Annotated in this window: 15 protein-coding genes; 9 read left to right on the top strand and 6 right to left on the bottom strand. The window is 61.4% G+C overall.

Annotation, left to right across the window (positions count from 1 at the left end; translation table 11 throughout):
* The first annotated feature begins 173 nt into the window (after positions 1–173).
* The 5 genes from M5G18_RS11855 (at position 174) to M5G18_RS11875 (ending at position 5458) form a co-directional block, all read left to right on the top strand.
* Positions 174–1721, top strand: coding sequence for an RNA-binding protein (locus M5G18_RS11855; RefSeq protein ID WP_273899842.1), 1548 nt, complete (start codon positions 174–176; stop codon positions 1719–1721).
* A gap of 238 nt (positions 1722–1959) precedes the next feature.
* Positions 1960–3186 (top strand): RtcB family protein, encoded by a 1227-nt coding sequence (locus tag M5G18_RS11860; RefSeq protein WP_273899841.1) that lies wholly within the window; start codon positions 1960–1962, stop codon positions 3184–3186.
* 39 nt (positions 3187–3225) lie between these two features.
* Positions 3226–4014, top strand: a complete 789-nt coding sequence (locus tag M5G18_RS11865; RefSeq protein WP_273899839.1) for a nucleotidyltransferase domain-containing protein — start codon at positions 3226–3228, stop codon at positions 4012–4014.
* 8 nt (positions 4015–4022) lie between these two features.
* Positions 4023–5054 (top strand): RNA 3'-terminal phosphate cyclase, encoded by a 1032-nt coding sequence (rtcA, locus tag M5G18_RS11870; RefSeq protein ID WP_273899837.1) that lies wholly within the window; start codon positions 4023–4025, stop codon positions 5052–5054.
* 74 nt (positions 5055–5128) lie between these two features.
* Positions 5129–5458 (top strand): hypothetical protein, encoded by a 330-nt coding sequence (locus tag M5G18_RS11875; RefSeq protein ID WP_007956060.1) that lies wholly within the window; start codon positions 5129–5131, stop codon positions 5456–5458.
* A gap of 57 nt (positions 5459–5515) precedes the next feature.
* On the opposite strand, the gene M5G18_RS11880 is transcribed toward M5G18_RS11875, so the two are convergent.
* From M5G18_RS11880 to M5G18_RS11895, 4 genes are all read right to left on the bottom strand, one after another.
* On the bottom strand, positions 5516–5929 hold the full coding sequence (locus M5G18_RS11880) for a VOC family protein (RefSeq protein WP_273899836.1): 414 nt from the start codon (positions 5927–5929) through the stop codon (positions 5516–5518).
* A 156-nt stretch (positions 5930–6085) separates the two neighbouring features.
* Complete coding sequence (locus tag M5G18_RS11885; protein ID WP_273899835.1) at positions 6086–7030, bottom strand: alpha/beta hydrolase; 945 nt, start codon at positions 7028–7030, stop codon at positions 6086–6088.
* A gap of 112 nt (positions 7031–7142) precedes the next feature.
* Positions 7143–8141, bottom strand: a complete 999-nt coding sequence (locus M5G18_RS11890; protein ID WP_273899834.1) for an NAD(P)H-quinone oxidoreductase — start codon at positions 8139–8141, stop codon at positions 7143–7145.
* Between the two features lie 63 nt (positions 8142–8204).
* Entirely contained in the window at positions 8205–9425 is a 1221-nt protein-coding gene (locus tag M5G18_RS11895; RefSeq protein ID WP_273899833.1) for a YbfB/YjiJ family MFS transporter, read from the bottom strand.
* A gap of 111 nt (positions 9426–9536) precedes the next feature.
* Here M5G18_RS11895 and M5G18_RS11900 point away from each other — a divergent pair, with 111 nt between their 5' ends.
* On the top strand, positions 9537–10430 hold the full coding sequence (locus M5G18_RS11900) for a LysR family transcriptional regulator (protein WP_273899832.1): 894 nt from the start codon (positions 9537–9539) through the stop codon (positions 10428–10430).
* Between the two features lie 156 nt (positions 10431–10586).
* Positions 10587–11447, top strand: coding sequence for a hypothetical protein (locus tag M5G18_RS11905; RefSeq protein WP_273899831.1), 861 nt, complete (start codon positions 10587–10589; stop codon positions 11445–11447).
* Between the two features lie 51 nt (positions 11448–11498).
* Here the strand turns inward: M5G18_RS11905 and M5G18_RS11910 are convergent, their stop codons facing one another.
* Positions 11499–12221: a pirin family protein gene (locus M5G18_RS11910; protein WP_273899829.1), complete on the bottom strand. Its 723-nt coding sequence runs from the start codon at positions 12219–12221 to the stop codon at positions 11499–11501.
* Positions 12222–12432: 211 nt separating this feature from the next.
* On the opposite strand from M5G18_RS11910, the gene M5G18_RS11915 reads away from it, so the two are divergent.
* A complete protein-coding gene (locus tag M5G18_RS11915) occupies positions 12433–13383 on the top strand; it encodes a GlxA family transcriptional regulator (protein WP_273899828.1) in 951 nt (316 codons plus the stop codon).
* Positions 13384–13473: 90 nt separating this feature from the next.
* Positions 13474–14946: an ATP-binding protein gene (locus tag M5G18_RS11920; RefSeq protein WP_273899827.1), complete on the top strand. Its 1473-nt coding sequence runs from the start codon at positions 13474–13476 to the stop codon at positions 14944–14946.
* Here M5G18_RS11920 and M5G18_RS11925 read toward each other — a convergent pair.
* Complete coding sequence (locus M5G18_RS11925; protein ID WP_273899826.1) at positions 14908–17694, bottom strand: ATP-binding protein; 2787 nt, start codon at positions 17692–17694, stop codon at positions 14908–14910. The two genes, M5G18_RS11920 and M5G18_RS11925, sit on opposite strands and share 39 nt — an antisense overlap.
* Between the last annotated feature and the right edge of the window lie 19 nt (positions 17695–17713).

Here is a 17713-nt window from a genome sequence, read left to right on the forward strand (position 1 = left end):
ATGATAGTGTTCGAGGGCGTTATTTGTAGTGACGAAAATTCATGGACGCTCGTTTGTAAAATAAAACCCTTTAAAATCAACTAGATAAAAATAATTCGCGAACGTTTTCAAAAACTGGCACAGCGGCTGCAATACCTGTCACAACGAACAGGACAACACAGCGAGACGCCACGATGGCCAACTTCAACCTCTTCAATACGCAATCGAAAAACCTGCCGGCGTGCGACACCTTGAATGCTTCCGGAGCCGCGGCTTATGCCTACTCGCCCAAGCATCAATTGGCTCAGTTGGCAGTCACCGGTTGCCTGAATTCGACCTTCTACGCAACGGCTCAAAGTCAGTTGGATCAAGTGTTGAAGCTGGTGGCGGAGCTGGACAGCCGCTTCGTGGCGAATGCCGCTCTCTACGCTCGCCAGAAGGGCCATATGAAAGACATGCCGGCGTTGTTGCTGGCGGCGCTGGCGGCTCAGCGTTCGGCTCTGGTGCCGGAGGTGTTCGGGCAAGTCGTGGACAGCGGCAAGATGCTGCGCAATTTCGTGCAGATCCTGCGCAGTGGCGCCACCGGTCGCCGCTCCCTCGGCTCCCAACCCAAGCGTCTGGTGCAGAACTGGCTGAACAGCGCGAATGAGCGACAGCTGTTGCAGGCATCGATCGGCAATCAACCTTCGCTGGCGGATGTGCTGAAGATGGTTCATCCAAAGCCGTCCGAGGCGTGGCGCGAAGCGTTTTTTGCCTGGGTGATCGGTAAACCGGTGGATGCACAGGCGTTGCCCGCACTGACACGCGATTTGCTGGCCTTTCGCAGCGGTGCGAGTGATCAAGTGCCTGAAGTGCCGTTTCAATTGCTCGGTAACGAAACACTGAGCAAGGAACAATGGGCGGCTCAGGCACGAAACATGGGCTGGCAGGGCCTGCGCATCAACCTCAATACACTGGCGCGCCACGGTGCTTTTGAAGTACCGGGTTGCACTGAATACGTGGCTGCACGGTTGGCGGATCCCGAAGCTGTCGCCAAGGCGCGGGTGTATCCGTACCAGTTGCTGGCGGCGTACCGGATGGTCGGCGATGACGTGCCGGCGCTGATTCGCGAGGCTTTGCAGGATGCGCTGGAGCTGTCGTTGACCAATGTGCCGAAGCTGCAGGGTGCGGTGGTGGTTTGCCCGGATGTTTCCGGCTCGATGGGCAGCCCGCTGACCGGTTACCGTCAGGGCGCGACCACCGCGGTGCGCTGCATCGATGTGGCGGCGTTGATTACGGCGGCGGTGTTGCGTAAACAGCCGACGGCGCGGGTGATGCCGTTCGAATGGAAGGTGGTGGATATCACCCTCAACCCGCGCGACAGTGTGATCAGCAATGCCGAAAAGCTGGCGGGCATTTTCGGCGGCGGAACCTGCTGCTCGGCGCCGTTGAAGAAACTGGCGGACAGCAAGGCCAGGGTCGATACGCTGATCATGGTTTCGGACAACGAATCCTGGATCGATGCGCGACGCCAGGGCGCCAGCGAAACGATGCTGCAATGGGAACGGATAAAGCGGATCAACCCCCAGGCACGCCTGATATGTATTGACCTGCAACCGGGGTGGGCGACGCCGGCGGCGGATCGTGACGACATTTTGAACGTCGGCGGTTTCAGTGACGCGGTGTTTGATGTGATCGAGCAGTTCACTGCCGGCGGGTATGGACCGCAGCACTGGGTCGAAGCCATTGAAAGCATGGGATGAGGCGATGAGCCGCCCAACGAATTGATTTGTCACGGGCACTGAATGCCGGTGGGACTACATCCAAGACGTCTCACCAAACCCTTGTCAGTGCGCGTGACGGCACGAATGCCGATGGCTGTACATCTGAGGCCGGCTAACCCCGGTGCGCGGCAACGTGCAACAGTCATCAACCTTTGTCGTGCCACCTTTTTTGAATCTGCCGGCGAATGCCGGTGGAACTACCTGAAGAATCGAGATGATGAAAGAACACACTTACCAACTGCTGGAAGTCGCCAACGGCAAACCGATCAAGCTCTGGACCGAAGGCGTCCCGGTGGAAAACGAAGCGCGCGAGCAGTTGATGAACACGGCGAAGATGCCCTTCATCTTCAAGCATCTGGCGGTCATGCCGGACGTCCATCTGGGCAAGGGCTCGACTATCGGCAGCGTGATCCCCACGGTCGGCGCGATCATCCCGGCAGCGGTCGGGGTGGACATCGGTTGCGGCATGATTGCCGCGCGAACCTCGCTGACTGCGGCCGATCTGCCGGACAACCTGCACGGGCTGCGCAGTGCCATCGAACAAGCGGTGCCTCATGGCCGCAGTTCGACCCGGTCGCGCCGTGACAAAGGCGCCTGGGACGAGATTCCGCAACAGGCCGATCAGGCCTGGGCGGCGCTGAATCCACGGTTCAAAGCGATCACCGACAAGTACCCGAAACTGGCCAACACCAACAACCGCGGGCATCTCGGAACACTGGGCAGCGGTAACCACTTCATCGAAGTGTGCCTGGATGAGGCCAACCGGGTCTGGTTCATGTTGCACAGTGGCTCGCGCGGTGTCGGCAACGCCATCGGCAACCTGTTCATCCAGATGGCCCAGGCGGATATGCGTCAGCACATCGCCAACCTGCCGGATCGTGACCTGGCGTACTTCGAAGAAGGCAGCCGCCACTTTGATGATTATGTGGAGGCTGTGGGCTGGGCCCAGGATTTCGCCAAACAGAACCGGGCGCTGATGATGCATGCGGTGATTCAGGCCACGCGGCAGATTATCCGCAAGCCATTCGACGTCGCGCTGGAAGCGGTGAACTGCCACCACAACTACGTGCAGAAAGAGCGGCATTTCGGTGAGGACATTCTGGTCACCCGCAAAGGCGCGGTGTCAGCGAAGAAGGGCGAGTTGGGGATCATCCCCGGTTCGATGGGCGCCAAGAGTTTCATCGTGCGCGGTCTGGGCAACGAAGAGTCGTTTTGCTCCTGCAGCCACGGTGCCGGTCGCACAATGAGCCGTACCAAGGCCAAAAACACCTTCACCGTCGAAGATCAGATCCGCGCCACCGCGCACGTTGAATGCCGCAAGGACGCTGCGGTGATCGATGAAATTCCGATGGCCTACAAGGACATCGACAAAGTCATGCACGCCCAGCGTGAGCTGGTTGAAGTGCTGCACACCCTGCGTCAGGTGGTGTGCGTCAAGGGATAACGCGTGTCGCAAGGCACGCTGGAACAAGGATTAAAGGATATGAAATTCGAAGAACGTCACCCGCTGTGCAGCGCCATGCGCGCCCGTGTGCTGGAAGAACTGGCGCACATAGAGCGCGAACGCAATGTCACGGTGCTGTATGCCTGCGAATCGGGCAGCCGGGCCTGGGGTTTTGCCTCGCCGGACAGTGATTACGATGTGCGCTTCGTTTATGTGGAGAAACCGGAATGGTTCGTCCAGGTCGATGCGCCAAGTGATGTGATCGAGCGGCCGCTGGATGACGAGTTGGATGTCAGTGGCTGGGAGCTGCGCAAGACCCTCGGGCTGTTGCGCAAATCCAACCCGACCTTGCTCGAATGGCTCGACTCACCGCTGGTTTATCGCAGCGAGAGCGCAGCGGTTTTGCAACTGCGGGCACTGGCCGAGGCGTTCTACAGTCCGCCGGCCGCGCGCAATCATTACCTGTCGATGGCTAAGAAGAACTTCCGTGGTTATCTGCAAGGCGACAGCGTGCGGTTCAAGAAGTATTTCTACGTCCTGCGGCCGCTGCTGGCGGTGCGCTGGATCGACCAGGGGCGCGGTCGGCCACCGATGACGTTCAGCGATCTGCTGAGCACCGTCGATGACCGGGCATTGCTCGATGAGGTCGACGAACTGCTTGCGCTCAAGCGCAATGCTGATGAGAGCGCCTACGGTCCTCGTCGTCCGGCGCTGCATGCGTTCATCGAGGCGGAGCTCGAGCGTGCGGTCCCGACATTGCCCAGAACCCGGGAGGATTCGCGGCAGCTCGATCGATACCTGCGGGAAACCGTTGGTCTGTACGCATAAGGATGAAAATGAAACAGGACGTTATTGAACTGGACGGCGCCATCGGCGGTGGCCAGGTGTTGCGCAGTGCGCTGAGCCTGTCGATGGTGACGGGCCAGACGTTTCGCATTGAGCGGATTCGGGCCAGGCGCAGTCGTCCGGGCCTGTTGCGCCAGCACCTGACCGCCGTGATGGCGGCGGCGCAGGTCTGCGGTGCAAAGATCCAGGGGGCTGAACTGGGCTCGCAGACGTTGATCTTCGAGCCAGGGCCGATTCGCGGCGGCGATTATCGCTTTGCCATTGGCACCGCCGGCAGTTGCACGCTGGTGTTGCAGACCGTGCTACCTGCCTTGTTGCTGGCGCCGCAAGCCAGTCGGGTGCGGATCAGTGGCGGCACGCATAATCCGCTGGCGCCACCGAGCGATTTTCTCAGCCGCAGCTGGCTACCGTTGCTGCGACGCATGGGCGCAGAGGTTGAACTGACGTTGCTGCGCCACGGGTTCGTACCGGCGGGTGGCGGTGAAATCGACGTCAGGGTGCAACCATCGAAACTGTCAGCACTGCACCTGTGTGAGCGCGGCTTGCCGCTCTCGCAACAGGCGTTTGCGCTGACGGCCGGGTTGGCACCGAACGTCGGCATACGCGAGCTTGACCGGGTGGTGCGTCGATTGAACATGGCGTCAACGGAATTGAACGCCGTCATCCTTGATCCGGCCTGTGGCCCGGGCAACGTGTTGCTGCTGGAGTATGCGTTTGAACACGTCACGGAGGTTTTCAGCGCTTTCGGTCAGGCCTCACTGCGTTCGGAGAAAATGGCGGACGCCGCGATCAATCAGGCCGCCGATTGGTTGCAAAGCGGTGCAGCGGTGGCAGAGCATCTGGCCGACCAGTTGCTGTTGCCGATGGTGCTGGCCGGAGGCGGATCGTTTACCACGCCCAGGATGACCGAGCATTTGCACAGCAACATTTCGGTGATCGAACGTTTTGTACCGATCACGATCCAGTGCGAGGAAGAAGGTGCAGAACGGTTAAGGGTTGAGGTACGCGCCCGGGAGCAATAGGCGGCAAATTGCTGGCCCCCGAAAGTCTTGAGTCCCGGCAAACTCGCCTTTTTTCAAAAGGTTAGGTGGGCTATATGCGGACGATTGTCATCACCGTAGCAACGCTTTCCCTCGCTCTGTTCGCGTTGGAGGCCCAGGCCAGGGAACTGAGCAAGAGCCATCGTTTTGCGTGTACCTGGGGTTCGGACATCGCCGCCGGCGCGCAACAGTCGAAGCTGTCAGGGATTTCCCTGTATGGCGCCCGCAAGCGCTTGCAGGCGCGCAAGTTCCAGCAACCGTGGATGCGCATGACCGCCATGGGCATCACCGAACAGACCTATGACAGCGCGTCGCGGCTCAAGCCGGCGGCCGTCAAGCAGACCTACTACGAACAGTGCGTCCGGCACGAGTTGGCCCAGCGTTGAATGAAAAAGCCCGATCTGAAGAGATCGGGCTTTTTCATGTCCGGTGCAATGACAGCGTCACTTGTCACTTTCGCAATTGACCATCCACGACACGCCAAAACGATCCACCAGCATGCCGAAGCGCGCGGCCCAGAAGGTGGCTTCCAATGGCATGTCGACACGACCGTCACTGGCCAGGGCGTTAAACACCCGTTCGGCCTCGGCAATGCTGTCGACATTCAGGGAAATCGAGCAACCGCTCATGCCTTGGGTTGGGCGGTCAGGGGTGGTGTCCGAAGCCATAAGCATTTGATCGCCGACTTTCAGGCAGGTGTGGATGATCAGGTTGTGGTGCTCTTTCGGTACATGTTCGGCGGCCGGGGTTTCGCCGAAGGTCATCATCGCTTCGAGCTTGCCTTGCAGGCATTGCTCGTAAAACGTGAAGGCTGCGCGGCAGTCGCCGTTGAAGATCAGGTACGGGTTGATTTTCATGGGGGTGCTCCCGAATAGGCAGTGGAACGCTGCGCGGCCGGGTGTGCCGAAGCAGCATGGATTGACTCCATCCAGCAAAGCGTTAGAACGCCGGATTGCCAGCCGATGCTGCAAGAATTTCCTTTCGAGGTGACCGATGGTCTGCGAGAAGGGGCGTCAGGAGTCGCGCGGGTTTTTCTGCACTGCAGCGCCGGCCACTCGGGCGGCAGGTCGGGTCTGCATCAGCGCATCGATCGCTTTGCGATAGTTCTGTCCGCCCAGCGCCATGCTGTTGTTGTGCGTTGCGCCGGGCACCAGCAGCAGGCGTTTCGGTTGTCGGGCGGCGGCGAAAAGTTGCTCGCTGAAGCGTGACGGCACGAATGCGTCGGCCAGGCCGTGCACCACCAGCAATGGCATGTGGATCTCGGCGATCTTGTCGATGGAATCGAATTTCTGCGACAGCAACCAACGGACTGGAAGGGAGGTGTTGGCCACGGCAGCCGCCACATCCGCCAGTGACGTGAACGTGGATTCGATAACCAACCCGCGCACCGGCAGCGGCGTGTGACGGCTGACGGCATCGCGGCCGAGTTCGGCAGCCAGATCGATGGCGACCGCGCCCCCCAGTGAATGCCCGTAGATCAGGCGTTTGTTCGGGTCCGGTTGCAACAGCTGGAAGCGTTCCCAGGCCACCCGCGCATCTTCGTACACCGTGCTTTCCGACGGCAGGTCGCCATGGCTCTGGCCGAAGCCGCGATAGTCGATGGCCAGAACCGAATAACCTGCCGCGCGCAGTTGCTCGATGCGGAACAGTTGCCCGGTGAGGTTCCAGCGCACGCCATGCAGATAAAGGATGGCCGGTGCATCGGCGCGCTCTGCCGGCCACCACCAGGCGTGAATGTTTTGCCCGGCCTTGAAGCTTTTCGGTTGCAGGTCGAGTTCCTGCACGCTGCCGGGCAAGCCGTGATACCAGCCGGCGGTGCCCGGTTCGATGCGGAACAACAGCTTGCGTTCGGTGTGTTCCAGCACGGCACAACTCGCCGGCACGCCGATGATCAGGGCGGCCATGCAGGCGAACGCCAGACGGCGGCGTCGAAGTCGGGTCATGAAGGCAAGGAACATTAAACGTTTCACCACGGCGCGGACAAAGAACGCTTTTTACCAGATGCCTTGACCCGCGCGTGACATTTTCGACCACCGCACGCCTGCAACGATTACAAAATGCTGCAACGACTCAGTCGATCTTCAGCACGATCTTGCCGATGTGGTCGCCTGCTTCCATGTGCGCATGGGCCTTGGCTGCGTCGGCGAGCGGATAGACCTTGTCGATGATCGGCAGGCAACGCCCGCCGGCGAGCACCGGCCAGACGTGTTCGCGCAATTGATCGGCGATGGCGGCTTTTTCCACCGAGGTGCGGGCGCGAAGCAGGGAACCCGTGACCACCGCACGCTTGCCGAGGATCGCCAGCAGATCGATGTCATTGGCCCGCGCGCCACCGAGGAACCCGAGCATCACCAACCGCCCATCCATTCCCAAGGCACTGATGTTCCCGTTGAGGTACGAGCCACCCATGATATCGAGGATCACATTGACGCCCTGGCCGGCGGTCTTCTCGGCGATGACAGCCGCGAAATCCTGTTCCCGGTAGTTGATCGCTTCGCCGCCCAGATTGCGGATCGCTGCGCATTTGTCGGCGCTGCCGGCGGTGGCGAAGGCTTCGATGCCAAACTCGCGGCACAGCATCAACGCGGTGGTGCCGATGCCGCTGGTGCCGCCGTGAATCAAGGCGCGCTGACCTCGGCTGGCGCCGCCGAGACCGAACAGGTTGGCCCACACCGTGAAAAAGGTTTCGGGAATGGCCGCAGCCTGAATCCAGTCCAGCCCATCGGGGATCGGCAAGGCCTGGCCGGCCGGGACCGTGCAGTATTCGGCGTAACCTCCGCCATTCGTCAGTGCGCAGACCCGATCACCGACCGCGAATGTGCCGACACCGCTGCCAATCGCCACGACCTCGCCAGATACTTCAAGGCCCGGAATCGGGTTCATGCCGGGCTTCATCGGGTATTTGCCGGCACGTTGCAGGGCGTCGGGGCGATTGACGCCGGCGGCGTGCACGCGGATCAGTACTTCGCCTTTTGCGGCGACCGGCAGCGGGACGCGCCGGGATTGCAGAACCTCGGGCCCGCCCGGTTCGGTGATTTCGATTCGGGTCATTTCAGTGGGCAACGTCATTTTCGATTCCTCTTGAAAAAGTGATCAGTAGATGGGAGCACCGTCAGGGCCCAATGATTCCCGTCATTGGGCGCAGCAGCGTTGTTCGATGGAGGAGGGCAGCAGTTTCATGGCGTGCTCAAGTATCAGCGCGATCACGATGGCACCGCCGGCAATCACGAAGAGCAATACATGCTGTCCGCCCGTGGCGTTGAACAGCGCAGAATAGGCGAAGCCGGCCAGCGCCTGAAACGTGGCGAACGACACCGTGGCCCGGCTCCACGCCACCTGTTGGCGATGATGATCCGGCACCAGCTCATGCACCCGGGCCAACGCCAGCGGGACGATGCCCGGTGGAAACGAACCGAGGATCACCGCCAGCAGCGCCAAGGCCAGGAACGAATGCGAAATGGCCAGCAGACCAAGGGTAATTGCCTGCACCACAAGCACCAGACGAATGCCGGACCGCGCACCGAGATGATCGGCGAGGAAGCCATAACTCACCGGGCCGACGATTGCGCCCAGACCGTACATGACCCAGATCAGCGCGCCGACGTGCGCCCCGGCGCCCAGTCCACGGGCGACGTAATCCACCAGGAAAACCATGGCCGGCACCAGCCCGGCGGCCATGAACGCGTACTGGGCAAACAGCAGATAAACAGCAGGCGGTGTCGGCTCGACCGGTTCCATCTGAGCCGTTGCGGTGGTTGCGTGGGGCAGCTCTGAGGGCCAGCCGAACCAGCTCAATGCCGTCAGCGCCAGCGACAATACGCCCAATCCCAGCCACGTCGCTTGCAGGCCCAGATTCAGCAGCAGCGGGACGATCGTGCCCGAGCCAGCGATACCCAGACCGATGCCGAGGAAAATCGCCCCGCTGGCCAGGCCTTTACGCGCGGCCGGTACGTGCGGCAGCACGGTCGCGGCCACCAGCACCATGATTGCGCCGCCGGCGATGCCGGACAGCAGGCGCCAGCCGAAATACCAGCTCACCGACTCCGGGTACGCACAGGCGAAAAACGCCACGGTCACCGCCAGCATCATCAGTCGCAAGGCGTTTCTCTGGGTAAGCCGGCGTGCCAGCGGTCGGCCGAGGAGGGCGCCGATCAGGTAACCGACAAGGTTGGCCGCGCCGAGATAGACCACATCGTGGGCGGAAAACCACTGCGCCTGAATCAGCGAAGGGATCAGCGGCGTGTAGGCGAAACGCGCCAGACCGATGCTGACCAGGCTGGCGCAGAGTCCGGCGAAGATCGCCAGCCAGACACTCGTTTCCGGACGCTCGGGCGAAGCAGTTGAAGTGGGCATGACGGCAATCCTGTGGAAAGGTTTATGGCGCCCAGCATATCGGCTATCGTTGCTGCGTTAATGCAGCGAGTTTGCGTGGTTGTGATGCGTTTATGCATCAATGGGAGCAGTATGAACTGGGATGATGCACGGGTATTTCTTGCGGTCTGCCGCGAGTCGACATTGCGCGGCGCCGCGCGCGTGCTGGGCGTGGATCAGGCGACGGTCGGGCGACGCATCACGGCACTGGAAAAGTCGCTTGGCGCGACCTTGTTCCTGCGCACCTCCGAGGGCTATGCGCTGACGGCCGTCGGCGAAGCGGCGCTCAAGTCGGTGGAAAAAATGGAGCATTCGGCGCTGGAGCTGGAGCGGCGTATCCAGGGCCTGGACGATCGCCTGACCGGTAGCGTACGGGTCAGCACCACTGATTCGCTGGCCATCGATTTCCTGATCCCGGCCATTGCGCAGTTGCACCAACAGCATCCCGACGTGCGCGTGCAGCTAGATGCCTCCACGCAGATCCTCAGCCTGGCCAAACGCGAAGCGGACATCGCCGTGCGCAATACCCGCCCGGACAACCCGGACCTGATCGCCCGGCGCATCGCGCGTTGGCCGGTGGGGCTGTTTGCCTCGCAGGCCTATGTCGACAGCCATGGTGTGCCCGCGCCGGGCAGTGCGTTCGAAGGCCATGATCTGGTGGTGTACCAACCGTATCTGCAAGGCAACAAGGACCTGACCCTGGTGACCGAGTCCATAAGTCGCGGGCGGATCGTCGCCGGTCTGAGCTCCAGCCTGTTGGTACGCCGCTCGATTGCCGCCGGTCTGGGTGTAGGAGAAATCCCGGTCTACATGGGCGAGCGCGACGGTCTGGTCAGGCTGTGGCCGGAGCGCACGCGTCCGTTGCCTTATGAAGTGTGGCTGGTGACCCACGCGGATTTGCGCCATACCGCGCGGGTCAGGGCGGTGATCGAGCAGATTGTCGAAGCGTTCGTGCTGGAGAATGAGTACTCCATTGAGACTGTGTAGGACGGCTACATCAGCTGACGATCTTGCCTACAACAGCGCCAGAATCCGCTGGCTTGTGAGTTTTTTGGCCGGGCCCTATCGTTTCTCACACCCGGAGTGAGCAGGTGAAACGCTCCGAGGGATCAATCCAGGGAAGTGTTGATAAACGTCAGAGGTGTGGAATTGATTGCAAGGGAATTCAGCCAATTTCAAGCAAGCGACATGGCCGGGCAAACGGATAGTAGTGAGTCTATGAACTACATAACGCGAGACGAATTCAGCGCCAGGATCGAGGTCATCGAGACAAGAATCGATGCACGGATCGAGTCCATGTCCGCCAAGATCGATGGCTTTCTGACCCAGCAGGCCGAGCGGGACAAGGTGCGGTTGGAGCAGGAGCAAACGCAGGAAACTGCTCGACTGGAACGGGAGCGCTCTCAGGAAGAGGTTCGACTGGAACGAGAGCGGTCTCAGGAAGAGGCTCGGCTGGAGCGGGAGCGCTCTCAGGAAGAGGCTCGGCTGGAGCGAGAGCGGTCTCAGGAAAAGGTTCGACTGGAACAGGAGCAGGCTCGGAAAGAGGCTCGGCTGGAGCGAGAGAGGGCTCAGGAAGAAGTCCGCCTGGCTCGGGAGCGGTATCTGGAGGACCTTCGCCAGGAGCAAGAAAGGATTCGGCTGGCAAGGGAAAAGGCCAATGAAAAAGCCTGGCTGGAGCGAGAGAAGACTGAGCAAAGAATTCGTCTGGCGCAGGAAAAGGTTCATCAGGAGCGCGACAAACGTTATGCGTTGATGACGGCTCGTATGGATCGATCCCTGGAGCGTATAGACGAGGCAATGAGAATGGTCTCGACGAACAAGGCGAATTACTGGGCCGCGACCGCCGTACATTTTCTGGGGATGGTTGCCATTCTCGTCGGTTCCTACTACGCCAATCAGGCAAACGTGCTCGTCACGATGCAGACAACCCTGGCCATGGTTCAGTCGGTGAAAGAGGCTGGAAACCCTGCGCCGGCAGTACTGATGACCTTGCCTGCAGAATGAAAAACGGCCTTCAACGAAGGCCGTTTTTTTCGAGCGATGAAAACCACGGACTCATGGCATTTCCGGCAGTTCCTGCGGGCGCAGATCAAACACCAGAACTTCGGCATCCAGGCCATTGCTCAGGGTTAGCGCCTGTTCCTCACGAACCCGTACGCCGTCGCCTTCCTTCAATTGCACGCCGTTCAGTTCAACGCTGCCGCGAGCAACGTGCACATAGGCATAGCGGTTGGCAGGCAGCTTGAGGGTGGCGCTTTCCTCGCCATCGAACAGCCCGGCATACACCCGTGCATCCTGGCGCACTTTCAGCGAGCCGTGAGTGCCTTCGGGCGAAATGATCAGTTGCAGGCGACCGCGTTTCTTCTGTTCGCTGAAGTGCTCTTGCTGGTAACGCGGTTTCGCGCCGCTGACGTCCGGCACGATCCAGATTTGCAGGAAGTGCACAGGCTTGGTCGCCGAGTGGTTGAACTCGCTGTGGGCCACGCCGCTGCCGGCGCTCATCAGTTGCACATCGCCAGGGCGGATCACCGAACCGGTGCCGAGGGTGTCTTTGTGTTCCAGCGCACCTTCGAGCACATAGGAGAAAATCTCCATGTCACGGTGCGGGTGCTGGCCGAAGCCTTTGCCGGCGGCGACGCGGTCATCGTTGATCACCAGCAGGTCAGAGAAACCCTGTTCACGCGGGTCACGGTAGCTGGCGAAGGAAAAGGTGTGGAACGACTTCAACCAGCCATGATTGGCCAGACCACGGTCGGAAGCTTTACGAAGGGTCAGCATGATGAAATCTCCTTTCAGGACGTTGATTCGTCCGAGTGAGGAGAAGGTTACTGGTTACCCTGTGATGCAATAAGTAGATGAAAATTGAAATACTGTCCTGTCTTGGTTGACAGTTGTGAGCGCTGGATCACGCATTCTTTTCCAACGGTTCCACCGTATCTGGCCATAATGCGCACACTTATGATTCCACATAGATTTTGGTGATACCTCCATGAAAACCGTGGCAATGGTGCTGTTTCCCGATTTTCTGCTGCTCGACATGGCCGGGCCGATGGAGGTCTTTTCGGTTGCCAACCGCTACCTGAAACCGCAAGCCCACTATCACCTGACCACCCTGGGCACCGAGCGCGGGCCATTGCGTGCGTCCAACGGCGTCCTCGTGCACACCGATCGGCATATCGACGAAGCCGATGAGCGCTACGACTTGTTGCTGGTGCCGGGCGGCCCTGGCGCCTACAACGAAAAACACCCGCCGTTGCTCGCCTGGCTGCAAGGCGCGGTGACGCGTGCCGGGCAATATGGGTCGATCTGTACCGGCGCGTTCGTGCTGGGTCATGCCGGTTTGCTCGACGGCTATCGTGTGACCACCCATTGGAATTACACCGAACGCCTGATCAAGGGCTTTCCAAAGGCAAACGTCGCCACCGACCAGATTTTTGTCGAGGATCGCAACCTGATCACTTCCGGAGGCGTCACGGCCGGAATCGATATGGCGTTGGCGGTGGTCGCTCGCGATCATGGCAAAAAGATTGCCCAGGACGTGGCCAAGGTGCTGTTGGTGGTGATGAAACGTCAGGGCGGCCAAGCGCAGTTCAGCCCGTTGATGGCGGCAGTGGCGCCCCAGGAAACCCCGATCACCCGGGTGCAGAACCATGTGCTGGAGCATCTGGAGGAAGCCTTCACCGTCGAACGCATGGCAGGTCTTGCGAACATGAGTGCACGGCACTTCGCCCGTGTGTTCGCTCGCGAGGTCAACATGACGCCGATGGAATTCCTGCAAAGTGCGCGCATCGATTGCGCGCGCAATTTGCTGGAAACCACCGATCTGCCGCTGAAAACCGTGGCCTACAAAAGCGGTTTCGGCAGCGTGCGGCACATGCGTTTTCTGTTCGGCGAAAAGCTCGGGCTGACCCCGACGCAATATCGCGAACAGTTCAGCTAGAGCGGTTCTGTCCGTTACGGGCATCCGGATGTCCGTGCTGGACCCCGCGTGGTGGTTGTACCGTCATCGAGGCCTGCGAAGATAACGGACATGAACAGCCTCAACGAATTGAACTCGGCGTCGGTCCTGCGTTTCGGGCCGTACGCGTTCCATTTGCGCCAGCGGCTGATCCTCGAAGGGGATCGGCAGTTGCGTATGGGCGGTCGTGCGCTGGACATTCTGCAAGTGCTGGTCGAGCGCGCCGGGCGGGTGGTCAGTAAAGAACAATTGATTGCGCTGGTGTGGCCGACCTCGGTGGTCGAGGAGATCAACCTGCGGGTGCATATCGCCGCGTTGCGCCGGGCTCTCGGCGACGGCGAGAACGGTCAGCGCTACATCGTCAATGTGCCGCAATGCGGGTACAGCTTCGTGGCGCCGGTGCAGGGCGACAGCGTCGCCCAAGTGGTGTTCGAAAGCCTGCAAGCACCCCAACACAACTTGCCCGCACGACTGACGCCGGTCACCGGACGCGATTCGCTGGTCGGCGGTCTGGTGCGGCAACTGCCGTTGTCCCGGCTCCTGACGGTGACGGGACCTGCCGGCGTCGGCAAGAGCACCGTGGCACTGCGCGCAGCAGAACTGCTGCTGCAACATTTTCGCGACGGCGTGTGGCAGGTGGATCTGTCGCTGATCGACGAAGACACTTCGCTCCTCGATCACCTGCTGAAAACCCTCGACATCGACTTCCCCACGCTGGCCGCGCGCCACGCCTTGCTGGTGTTGGACAACTGCGAACACCTGCACGAGGCCTGCCGGAGCCTGCTGCAAACACTGCTCGACGCCGCGCCCCGCCTATCAATCCTTGCCACCAGCCGCGAACCGTTGCGTCTAAGTCTGGAAGTTCTCCAGCCGCTGCCACCCCTGACCCTTCCCAAAGCCTCGGCCCTCAACAGTGTCGCCGAGGTCATGGGCTATTCGGCGGTGCAGCTGTTTGTCAGTCGTGCCCGTGCGCGTCAACACGGCTTCAGTCTGCGTGAGCAGGATCTGGAAACGGTGCGCGATATCTGTCGGCGGCTCGACGGTCTGCCATTGGCGATCGAACTGGCGGCGGCGCAGATCGATGCGCTGGCGCTGGTCGGCCTTCAGACGCAACTGGATCAAGGCCTGCAAGTCCTGAGTCACGGTCGCCGTACCGCCGTGCCACGCCATCAGTCGATGAAGGCTGCGCTGGACTGGAGCTATCAGCGCTTGAGCGAGCAGGAACAACGCGTGCTGCAACGCTTGTCGGTGTTCAAGATGGCATTCACCCTGGATGCAGCCATCGGCGTGATCAGTTGCGCACAACTACCACCCTCGACGCTGGTGGCCGTGGTCGAACAGCTGGCGGCCAGGTCGTTGCTGACCACAGATAGATCCAGCGGAACACTGCGCTATCGAATGCTCAACACCACGCGCCGCTATGCCCGTGAACAGCTGGAGCAGGGCGGCGAACTGAGTGATGTCGAGCGTCGGCACGCGCGTTACCTGGGCCGCACCCGGCCAGCCTCAAGCAGCCGACTGACCGCGCAGTTCGTCGAGCAATAAGCGCACCTTGCGCAAATCCGGGGTGGCATAGCCTTCGGTGAAGCGCTGGTAGATCGGAGTCAGCAATTCTAGCGCCTCACGGTAGCGCGACTGGCGCTGCCACAACTGCGCCAGCGATGTCGCGCTGCGCAGTTCCCAAGCCAGGGCGCCTTGTGTCCGCGCAATCTCGAGCGATTGCTGCAAGGCGCTTTCGACCGTGTGATGGCAGGGCGATTCAGCCGCCAGCAACCGCTCGGCGCGAGCCCGCAAGATCTCCGCAGTACTCCAGCCGGCCGCGCCGCTTTGCGCGCGTTCGAGCAAAGCGTCATCGACGAAACCCGGATCCAGCGTGACCATGATTTCCCTGACCAGACCGCTGTCGGCAGGCGGGATGGCGGGGGCCTTGTCGGCGTCGATCACTTGCGCGTAGTGCCGCGCCCACGTGTAGAACAGCAACACCGAATGCTTCTGCGCCTGTTCGAGCAACAGTTGCAGCAGCGCGCGGGCGTTTTGTACGTCGCCGTTGTAATGGGCGATCAGGCACGAGGCGAGTGCCAGGGTGTAGCAGATCGAGGTGCCGTGGTTGATCTGCACCGCGATGTCCAGCGCCTGCCGCGCCGTGCGCCAGGCCTGCTCGGGAAAGCCTTGCAACCACAGCACTCGGGCGAGAACGGTCAGCGAGGCGACGCTCTGATCGTATTGCACGCCGAAACCGTGAGTGAAGCGGTTGAGATGGCCGCTGTGGGCCATGCGCTGAATGACCTGTTCGGCGTGGATTCGTGCCTGATGCTGATCGCCGGCGTAATGCAGCGCGAGCACCCGCAAGCGATGGGTACTCAGGGACAACTGCGCATCGCCGTGCACACCGAGGCTTTCGAATTGCTCGCTCTGCTCGAGCGCCATCTGGTAATGCCCGCAACTGAGATTGACCGCCATGTGCCCCGACACCGCGCGCAACTGGCCGGCCATGTCGTCGTGCCGTTGCGCCAGCAGACGGGCGCTGACGAAGGCTTCGATGGTTTCCGGGGTGCCGCCCCAGGTGTGGTAGCAGGCGCTGCCGAGGGCCAGTTTCAGGGCGATTTCCAGTCGTGGGCAGGGCTCCTCGGAAGACGCCAGCAACGCGAGTGCCCGGCGCACATGCACGCCGTACTCCTTGAGCAGGGACAACTCCTGCCACAACGGCGCCGAGGTCGCCGTCAGGCGCACGCCGAGAGCGCGCGAGCCTTGGTCATTCAGCGTCCAGTCGAGCGCCGCGCGCAGGTCTTCGAGGCCACGGGCGTAACGCTCGATCCAGACTTCAGTCGCCGTGTTCTCCCAATCGGCCTGGGCCTGATGCATCAGCGCCAGGCTGCGTTCGGCATGGCGTTCGCGGGTTTCGCCGAGTTCGGCGGCCTGGTCGAGTTTTTCCAATGCATAACGGCGAGTCGTGTCGAGCAGGCGATAGAACACCTCTTCATCGCCGACCTCGACGTTGAGCAATGACTTGGCGACCAGTTGCGTGATCGAGGCAAACACTTCGTTCGACTCGATGTGCTGACCGACGATAACCGCCGCCGCCGATTCCAGGGTGAACGCGCCACGGAACACACCCAGTCGGCGCAGGCCGGTCTGCTCGCAGCCATTGAGCAGGTTGAAGCTCCAGTCCAGCGTAGCGCGCAGGGTTTCATGCCGACCGAGGCGAGTCTGATTGCCCGCCGGCAGACGCCCCTGAAGCTGACTCAGCAAACCGTCCAGCCCGAGGCCCGCCACCTGCGCGGCGGCCAGTTCAAGCGCCAGTGGGATGCCATCGAGCCGTCGACAGATGTCGATGATTAGGGGCAGATCAGCGTTGTCCGGCTCAAAGTGTTCGTGGGCCGCCATTGCCCGTTCGACGAACAGTTGCAGCGCAGAAAATCCCATCGCCTGATCGCGGTCGAGCACTGCAATCGGTGGTGGACAGTCGAGAGATTCCAGCCGCTGCACATACTCGCCCTCGGCGCGCAGGCTTTCGCGGCTGGTGGCCAGAATATGCACTTGCGGCGCGCCACGCAGAATGCTTTCGCTGAGCAACGCCACGGAGTCGATCAAGTGCTCGCAGTTATCGATCACCAGCAGCATCTGCCGCTCGCGCAGGCTGTTGATCAGGCAGGCCATCGGTTCACTGTCATGCAGCGAAAGGTCCAGCAGGGCGGCGAGGTGCGAGCAGATCGAGCCCGGATCGTTGAGTGGCGCCAGATCCAGCAGACGAATCCCGTCGCGATAACGGCCAATCAACTGTTCGGCGACGCGCAGGGCCACGGTGGTCTTGCCGATGCCGCCGGGGCCGACCAGGGTGATGCAGCGCTGGCGCGGCAGCTGCGTCATCAGGCTGTCGACCACCGACTGGCGCCCGATCATCCGCGTGCGGCGCAATGGCAGGTTATGCCGGCCAATAGTGGCGGCGGCGGGGCGTTGTTCGATGGATTGCAGCACGACCGGCGCGACGAAACTGTAACCGCGCTGCGCCACCGTGACGATGTAACGCTGCCCGGCCTGACCGTCGCCGAGCGCCTTGCGCAGCGCGGCCATGTGCACCCGCAGATTGATGTCTTCCACCACACTGTCCGGCCAGACCCCGGCGATCAGCTGCTGCTTGCTCACCACCTCGCCGGCGTGGGCCAGCAGGATCAGCAGAATGTCCATGGCGCGGCGGCCCAGGCGCAAAGGCTGGTCGCCTTCAAGCACCAGCCGCTGGCCGGGATGGATCCGATAGGGGCCGAAACCGATGGCCTGATTCGGGGAAAGACTCAACCGCTCACTCCTTCGACGT

This window comes from Pseudomonas aphyarum (assembly GCF_028657055.1).
GTDB classification, from domain to species: domain Bacteria; phylum Pseudomonadota; class Gammaproteobacteria; order Pseudomonadales; family Pseudomonadaceae; genus Aquipseudomonas; species Aquipseudomonas aphyarum.